Genomic DNA, 6,000 nt, shown 5'->3' on the forward strand with positions numbered 1-6,000 from the left:
ACCCGCTACGTTTTGGCAAACCAAGAACGTTTGAGCAACCAACCCCGTCTCCCACACCCGCGCCAACCGAATATGCCCACGCGCACCCGCGGCGGGGGTAACGTAGGGTACGACCCTTTCCCCACTACGGATCGTTCGGCACGTACCTGCCGATGGAGGACATTATGGCAACAGTGACTTATGACAATGCGACACGCATTTACCCCGGCGCGGACAAGCCGAGCGTGGACAAGCTGAACCTGGAGATCGCGGACGGCGAGTTCCTGGTGCTGGTGGGCCCGTCGGGCTCGGGCAAGTCGACGGCGCTGCGCATGCTCGCGGGCCTGGAAGACACGAATGAGGGGCGCATCCTCATCGGCGACCGGGACGTGACCAATGTCAGCCCGAAGGAACGCGACATCGCGATGGTGTTCCAGAACTACGCGCTGTACCCGCACATGACCGTGCGCGAGAACATGGGTTTTGCGCTGAAGATCGCGGGCCAGGACAAGGCGGAGATTGACCGCCGCGTGGAAGAGGCGGCGAAGACGCTGGATCTGACCGAGTACCTGGACCGCAAGCCGAAGGCGCTGTCCGGCGGTCAGCGTCAGCGCGTGGCGATGGGCCGCGCGATCGTGCGCGAGCCGCAGGTGTTTTTGATGGACGAGCCGCTGTCCAACCTGGACGCGAAGCTGCGCGTGCAGACCCGTACGCAGATCGCCAACCTGCAGCGTCGCATGAAGGTGACCACGCTGTACGTCACCCACGACCAGACTGAGGCCCTGACCATGGGCGATCGGATCGCGGTGCTGAACTTCGGCGTGCTGCAGCAGGTGGGCACGCCGCGCGAGCTCTACGACCGCCCGAACAACGTCTTCGTCGCGGGCTTCATTGGCTCGCCGGCGATGAACCTGTCCACCTTCGATGTGGATTCCTCTGGCGTGGCGCGTCTGGGCCAGGCGTCGATCCCGCTGCCGCAGGACGTGCGCGCGCACCTGACCGAGGCGGATAAGGGCCAGGTCATCCTCGGTTTCCGTCCGGAGGCGCTCACACTGGTGGACGCTAACGCGGAGCACTCCATCCCCGTGGAGATCGACTTCGTCGAGGAGCTGGGCTCCGACTCCTACCTGTATGGCCACCTCGCCGGCGGCGGCTGGAAGGAAGAGGGCATGCAGGAGGAGACCTCCGGCCAGATCGTGGTGCGCACCGCGCCGCTGTCCGGGGTGATGAAGGGCGATGTCGTCCACGCCCAGATCGCCGAGGGCGGTCTGCACGCCTTCTCCAAGGCGACGGGCGAGCGCCTGTAGGAGCATTCAAGCGTGCTGGAAAAACTCAGTGTTGTTTCTCCCACGTACGCGCCCACGCTGCTGAAAATGCCGTGGTCCACTCCGCTCGAGGAGTGGAGCACGGACCTGCTCGCGGCGCTTCCGCGCGGCATTTCGCGGCACACCGTACGCCTGGTTGAGGCGGATGGGCTGGTCTTCGCGGTCAAGGAGATCGGGGAGCGGGTGGCCTACCACGAGTACCGCAACCTGCGCCGACTCCAGGAGTTGGGCGTGCCGTGCGTGGTGCCGGTCGCCGTGATTACACACCGCCGGGACGAGGACGGGGAGGAGCTGACCCCCTGCCTGGTCACCGAGCACCTGCGCTTTTCGCTGCCGTACCGCGACGTCTTCTCGCGCGACCCGGCTGCGGAGGTGGTCTCCAAGCTGGTGCGCGCCCTGGCCGTGCTGCTCGTGCGCCTGCACCTGCTCGGCTTCTACTGGGGTGACGTGTCGCTGTCCAACACGCTCTTTCGTCGCGATGCGGACCAGTTCTCCGCCTACTTGGTCGATGCGGAGACCGGCGAGTTCCATGAGCCGCTGTCGTCAGGCCGCAGGCTTTACGACGTCGACGTAGCCCGCGTCAACATCATCGGCGAACTCATGGACCTCCAGGCCGCCGGTGCCATCGACGAGGACGCCGACGTCATCGCCCTCGGCAACGCCATCGAGGCCGTCTACCTCGAACTTTGGGATCTGGTGACTGGTGAGTTGGTGGTTGAGGGGGATGCGTTTGATGCCGTCGCGAAGCGAGTCGAGGCGATTAACGCGCTCGGCTTCGACGTCGGCGAGATGGAGATTGAGAACGAAGGCAACCGCTACCGCATCATCATCGAGCCCGCCGTGTTCTCCACCGGCTTCTACCAGAAGAAGCTGCTGCAGCTGACCGGACTGGACGTGCAGGATGGCCAGGCACAGCGGTTGCTGGGCGAGATGGAGGTCTACCGGGCGGTGCGGTACGGCGGCAAGCTGCCGCTGGAGGCCGTCGCGCACCGGTGGATGGTGCGCGAGTACGAGCCGGTGGTGGCGCTGATCCCCGAGCCATTGCGGGAGAAGCTCGAGCCTGCGCAGATCTTCCACGAGATCCTGGACCATCGGTGGTTCCTCAGCCAGAACGAGCACCGCTTCGTGCCGCTGATGGAGGCCGCCGCGTCGTACTTCCAGCGCGTGCTGCCCGGGCACCGGGACGAGGCCATGGTCTACCGCGACCTGCTCTCTACCCCCGATGCCACCCCCGCTTCGGAAAGGTAAGACCAGCTAATACCACCGTATAGGTGTTATGTATTAAAGGTATTGTTGCCCCTGCTCAACGGTTCTACGCTGGAAGGGTACCTATAAAACAATACGAAGGACCGCCGATGAGTACGAGAGTCAGCACGGCTCGGCGTGTGGTGGCGAGTGTGGCGACGGTGATGCTTGCGTCGATAAGCATGGTTGCCTGCGGCACGAACAACGGGCCCAGCGTGTACTACCTGAACTTCAAACCAGAGCAGGCCGAGCAATTCAAGGCGATCGCCGAGGAATACACGGAAGAGACCGGCATCCCCGTCAAGGTGGTCACGGCTGCTTCCGGCTCCTACATGCAGACGCTGAAGGCCGAGATGGCCAAGAGCAACGCGCCCACCCTGTTCCAGATCAACGGCCAGGAAGGCTACGGCATCTGGAAGGACTACCTCGCCGACATCTCCGACTACGAGGTGGTCGAGGCGCTCAACGAGGACGCGCAGCCGATCACCGACAAGGACGGCTCAGTGCGCGGCTTCCCGTTCGCCATGGAGGGCTTTGGCATCCTCTACAACGAGGAGATCTTCGACTGCTACTTCGCACTGCCCAACCCGGCCGTGGCCTCCATGGACGAGATCAACAACTTCGGCGCGCTCAAGGCCGTCGCCGAGGATATGCAGGGCAAGAAAGAGGAGCTGGGTATCGACGGCGCGTTTGCCGTGACCAGCCTCATCGCCGGTGAAGAGTGGCGCTGGACCAACCACCTGATGAACGGGCCGTACCACTACGAGATCCAGGACCGCGACATCAACGAGTTCCAGGACATGCCCACCATCGACTTCACCTACGGCGACAACTACAAGCAGCTGTTCGACCTGTACCTGGAGAACTCCACGACCAAGCCGGCACTGGCCGCCTCCCGCGCCACCAGCGACTCCATGGCGGAGTTCGCCACCGGCAAGGCGGCGATGGTGCAGAACGGTAACTGGGCCTGGAGCCAGATTGCTGGCGACGCCTCGAACGTGGTCCAGGAAGACAAGATCAAGTTCATGCCCATGTACATGGGCCTGCCCAACGAGGAACACGTCGGGCTGAACGTCGGCACCGAGAACTACCTTGCGGTGAACAACAAGGCCAGCGAGGAAGACCAGCAGGCCACCCGTGACTTCCTCACCTGGCTGTTTCTCTCCGAGCGCGGCAAGGAACTGGTGGTCAATGACCTGTCATTCATCGCGCCGTTTACCAACTACAGCCCCGAGGACGTGCCGGACGACCCGCTGGCCCGCCAAGTGCAAGCCGCGCTTTCCGACACCGAGACCGAAGCCATCCCCTGGGACTTCCAATTCAGCCCCAACCAGCAGTTCCGCGACCTCTACGGACAGAACCTCGCCCAGTACGCCATTGGCAACATGAGCTGGGACGACGTCGTGGCCAAGCTCAAGGTCGATTGGGAGTACGAGATGGCCAACCAGATCGCCTTGCTGGACTAGGCAGAGGAGCACACCATGCAAGCATCACTGAAAAAGTATTTCCCCATCTTCGTCCTGCCGACGCTGGCGGCCTTTGCCATCGCCTTTTTGGTGCCGTTCATCATCGGCTTCTTCCTGTCCTTTACCAAGTTCACCACGATTACCGACGCCACCTGGGTCGGCCTAGAAAACTACGGCCGCGTCTTCCAGGAACGTGAGGGCTTCGTCTCCGCCTTCGGCTTCACCGTGGCGGTGGCGGTCGTCTCGATCATCACCGTCAACGTGATCGCGTTCGCCATCGCGTGGACGCTCACGCGCAAGCTCAAGGGCACGAACTTCTTCCGCACGGTGTTCTTCATGCCGAACCTGATCGGCGGCATCGTGCTCGGCTACACCTGGCAGTCCATGATCAACGCGGTGCTGGCCCACTACGAGACCACCATCGCCGCCGACTGGCGCTTCGGCTACGCCGGCCTGATCATCCTGATGAACTGGCAGCTGATCGGCTACATGATGATCATCTACATCGCCGGCCTGCAGAACGTGCCGCCCGAGCTCATCGAGGCAGCCGAGCTGGACGGCGTGAGCAAGTGGGAGATGCTTAGGCACGTCACCATCCCGATGATGATGCCGTCGATCACCATCTGCCTCTTCCTCACCCTGTCGAACACCTTCAAGCTGTTCGACCAGAACCTCGCGCTGACCAACGGCGCCCCGGGGCAGCAGACCGAGATGGTCGCCCTGAACATCGTCAACACCATGTTCAACCGCGTCGGTGCCGAGGGCGTCGGCCAGGCGAAGGCAGTGATCTTCGTCGTCGTCGTGGTTGTCATCGCAATGTTCCAGCTGCGCGCCACCCGCAGCAGGGAAGTGGAGGCATAGAACAATGACCACCAAGGTAACGAAGCCGGCCGCGAAGCCAGCCCCCAGCGAGGCGAAGGTCTCCGGCGGCGCAAAGGGCTTGATCTACGCGGTGCTGATCTTCCTCACCATCGTGTTCCTCGGCCCGATCTTCTTCATCCTGCTGAACTCCTTCAAGGACCGCTTCGCCATCTCGAACAACCCGTTCGCCCTGCCGGTTGGCGACATGTGGGCCGGCTTCAGCAACTACGTCACCGGCATCCAAGGCGAAGGCTTCGGCTGGGCAATCGTGTGGTCCTTCGTGATCACAATCCTGTCCGTCGCCGCCGTCGTCTTCTTCTCCTCCATGACCGCCTACTACATCACGCGCGTTAAGACCTGGTGGACGAGCACCCTGTACTACCTGTTCGTCTTCTCCATGGTCATCCCGTTCCAGATGGTCATGTTCCCCACCGTGGTCATCGCCGACCGCCTCGGCATGGCCAACCCGCTCGGCATGGTCATCCTCTACATGGGCTTCGGCTCCGGCCTGTCCGTCTTCATGTTCTCCGGCTTTATCAAGTCGATCCCCCTGGAGATCGAGGAAGCCGCAACTATCGACGGCTGCTCGCCCCTCTCCACCTTCTTCCGAGTCGTCATGCCGATGCTCAAACCCACCGCGATCACCGTGGCGATCCTCAACGCCATGTGGATCTGGAACGACTACCTCCTCCCATACCTGATCGTCGGCCTGTCCACGCCGTACCGCACCATCCCGGTGGTCATCCAGCAGTTCATCGGCTCCCAGGGCGACCGCGACCTGGGCGCGATGATGGCCATGCTCGTGCTAGCGATCATCCCCATCATCGTCTTCTACATGTCCGCGCAGAAGCACATCGTTGAAGGTGTCGCCGCTGGTGCGGTGAAGGGATAGTCGCTGCGGCTGGCTGTGGCTGGCTTGGCGTCGAGATCGGTTTCGGTCTCGGCGCCTTTGCTTTTGGGCGGGGTCGGTTTGCCCAGACCGCATAGATCTCCCTCAACACATAAGCTAGGAGAATGTCGAGTCGGCGAAAATTTTTCCTACCAGAGAAAGTCCCAGTCTCAAGCATTTATCTGGACGAGTCCGGGTCAAGAAACCGTCCGGTCTAGGGGTGAATGCGCCACAT

Annotated in this window: 5 protein-coding genes; all 5 read left to right on the forward strand. The window is 62.5% G+C overall.

What is annotated here, in order from left to right; all coding sequences use genetic code 11:
* The first annotated feature begins 164 nt into the window (after window positions 1-164).
* The 5 genes from HMPREF2990_RS01650 (at window position 165) to HMPREF2990_RS01670 (ending at window position 5,768) form a co-directional block, all read left to right on the forward strand.
* Window positions 165-1,286, forward strand: coding sequence for an ABC transporter ATP-binding protein (locus HMPREF2990_RS01650; protein ID WP_070762395.1), 1,122 nt, complete (start codon window positions 165-167; stop codon window positions 1,284-1,286).
* Between the two features lie 12 nt (window positions 1,287-1,298).
* Window positions 1,299-2,552, forward strand: coding sequence for a DUF4032 domain-containing protein (locus HMPREF2990_RS01655; protein ID WP_070762397.1), 1,254 nt, complete (start codon window positions 1,299-1,301; stop codon window positions 2,550-2,552).
* Window positions 2,553-2,659: 107 nt separating this feature from the next.
* Window positions 2,660-4,015 (forward strand): ABC transporter substrate-binding protein, encoded by a 1,356-nt coding sequence (locus tag HMPREF2990_RS01660; RefSeq protein ID WP_083316932.1) that lies wholly within the window; start codon window positions 2,660-2,662, stop codon window positions 4,013-4,015.
* Window positions 4,016-4,030: 15 nt separating this feature from the next.
* Window positions 4,031-4,876, forward strand: a complete 846-nt coding sequence (locus HMPREF2990_RS01665) for a carbohydrate ABC transporter permease (protein ID WP_038593364.1) — start codon at window positions 4,031-4,033, stop codon at window positions 4,874-4,876.
* A 4-nt stretch (window positions 4,877-4,880) separates the two neighbouring features.
* Complete coding sequence (locus HMPREF2990_RS01670; protein ID WP_070762399.1) at window positions 4,881-5,768, forward strand: carbohydrate ABC transporter permease; 888 nt, start codon at window positions 4,881-4,883, stop codon at window positions 5,766-5,768.
* The last annotated feature ends 232 nt before the right edge of the window (window positions 5,769-6,000 follow it).

Origin of the sequence: Corynebacterium sp. HMSC071B10 (assembly GCF_001814825.1) — a bacterium.
Lineage (GTDB): Bacteria > Actinomycetota > Actinomycetes > Mycobacteriales > Mycobacteriaceae > Corynebacterium.